The sequence below is a fragment of the Streptomyces sp. S6 genome, from assembly GCF_054880855.1.
Genome location: NZ_JBTYMC010000544.1, coordinates 1 through 2,396, shown reverse-complemented (window position 1 = coordinate 2,396; position 2,396 = coordinate 1). Strand labels below are relative to the sequence as shown.

The 2,396-nt window shown below is 72.7% G+C and carries 2 protein-coding genes; both read left to right on the top strand.

The window, feature by feature from the left end; genetic code table 11:
* Positions 1-352 (top strand): helix-turn-helix domain-containing protein (locus ACVNF4_RS34965; protein WP_461806877.1); only part of this gene is annotated, 352 nt, incomplete at its 5' end.
* A 120-nt stretch (positions 353-472) separates the two neighbouring features.
* Positions 473-2,098 (top strand): S53 family peptidase, encoded by a 1,626-nt coding sequence (locus ACVNF4_RS34960; RefSeq protein ID WP_461806876.1) that lies wholly within the window; start codon positions 473-475, stop codon positions 2,096-2,098.
* Positions 2,099-2,396: the final 298 nt, after the last annotated feature.

Genomic DNA, 2,396 nt, shown 5'->3' with positions numbered 1-2,396 from the left:
GGCCGGGGCGGAGCTCGCGCGGCTGGAGTCCGGGGAGCGCGGGGAGCCGGGCGAGAGCCCGGGGCTGACGCCGACGGAGGCGCGGATCGCGGAGCTGGTCGGCGGGGGCGCCACCAACCGGGAGGTCGCCGCGAAGCTGTTCATCAGCGTGAAGACGGTGGAGGGCGCGCTGTCGCGGGTCTACCGGAAGGTCGGGGTGCGGTCGCGGACGGCGCTGGCGCACGCGATGGCCGTCGCGGTGCTGGCCTCCGGCGCGGCGGTGGACGCCCCCGACGACGACCGGGTGGTGCAGGCGGTGACGGCCGGTCAGCCGAGCCGGGCGCACAACCGGCGTTTCGGCACAAGTCGCTGACGTGACATCGCCCGTTAACACGTGACGCAAGGGTTCCCCCGCTTACGGGGGTGGTGCCGCGCTTCCTACGGTGAAGCCGTTCCGCTTCGGGACACCACCCCCCACTCCCCGGAGGACCCGGTGAAGTCACGCCTGCACCTGCTCGGTCTGGTCGCCGTACCCGCTCTCCTGACGGCCGCGGTCCCCGCCGCGCACGCCGCCGACGCCCCGCACACGGTGCGCGCCGCGATCGCCGGTGACGTCCTCGAAGGGCTCGGCCACGACGCGGCCCGCACGGGCCGGGTGGCCGCCGGCAAGCGGATATCCGTGGCGGTGAGCCTGACGCCCAGAGGCGGCAAGGCGCTGGACACGTTCGTCGCGAAGGTCAGCGACCCCAAGTCCGCCTCGTACAGGCACTACCTGACGAAGGCGCAGTTCGTGGCGCGCTTCGGCCGCAGCGCCGCCGAGGTCAAGCAGGTCACCGACTACCTGCGGTCCCAGGGTCTGACGATCGGAAAGGTCCACACCGGGAACCTCCTGATCGACGTGAGCGGCACCGCCGCCCAGCTCCAGAAGGCGTTCGCCACGCAGCTCGCGACGTACAAGGACGCGGCGACCGGCCGCTCCTTCTACGCGAACGCCTCCGCGCCGACGCTCCCCGCCTCGATCGCCTCCCTGGTCAGCGACGTCGCCGGGCTCAACAACCGCGCCCAGCTCCACCACCAGGCGATCTCCCGGACCCTCGTCCCGCACGACGGCCCCGGCGGCGGCTACACCCCGGCGCAGCTCAAGGGCGGCTACAACGTGTCGGGCAAGTTCACCGGCAGCGGCCAGCAGATCGCGCTGATCGAGTTCGACGGCTTCCAGCAGTCCAACATCACGAAGTACGACACCAACTACGGCCTGGGCTCTCCCGCGCCGACCGTGCAGAAGGTGGACGGCGGCTCCGGCGCCCTCGGTGACGGCCAGGTCGAGGTCGAGCTGGACATCGAGGTGCTGCACGCGATCGCCCCCAAGGCGAACGTGGTGGTCTTCGAGGGGCCCAACACGGACGCCGGCGAGGTCGACACGTACCAGGCGATCGTCGACAGCGGCATCCCGACCACCTCGATCAGCTGGGGCGCGGCCGAGACGACGCGCACCGCGTCCGGCATGAACGCCGTGGACGCCGTCTTCAAGGCGGGCGCCGCGCAGGGCCTCGGTTTCTACGCCGCCGCCGGTGACGACGGTTCCGACGACGCGAAGGACGGGGGCCAGTCCGTCGACTTCCCGGCGAGCGACCCGTTCGTCACCGGTGTCGGCGGCACCCGGCTGACGGTCACCTCGGGGAACGCCTGGAGCAAGGAGGTGGCCTGGTCGGGCGGCGGTGGCGGCAAGTCGACGGTGTTCAAGATCCCGAGCTGGCAGACGTCCGTCCAGAAGAGCGCGGGCGGCGGCTTCCGCCAGGTCCCGGACGTCGCGGCGCACGCCAACCCGGCGCCCGGTGTCTCCATCTTCTCGAAGGGCTCCTGGTCGTCGGTCGGCGGCACCAGCGCCGCCGCGCCCGAGTGGGCGGCCTTCGCGGCCCTGTACAACCAGCAGGCGGCGGCCTCCGGCGCGGCGAACCTCGGCTTCGCCAACCCCGCCCTGTACGCGGCGAAAGGCACCGGCTTCCACGACGTGACCAGCGGCAGCAACGGCGCCTTCTCGGCGACGTCCGGCTGGGACTTCACCACCGGCTGGGGTTCGTACAACGCGGCCACCCTGGCGGCGAAGCTCCTCGGCTGATCCCGGCACGGGGCGAGCGGGGACCGGATCACTCCCGGTCCCCGCTCTCGCGCATCCCCCGCCCCAGCCGATTCGAGCCACAGCACCCGTTTCATGGGAAATGACCCCCCGAACGGGGTACGTCCTAGGTATGGGCGCTCGGACACGGACCCGCGTACGGGGATGGCGCTGGCGGAGCAATCCGCTGCGGCGGCCGTCGGACGTGGTCGAGGGGTGGACGGCGCTGGCGGTGGCGCTGCTCCTGCTGGTGGCGGCGCCGCTCGCGGGCGTTCTCGCGGGGGTGTGGGCGCAGCGCGAG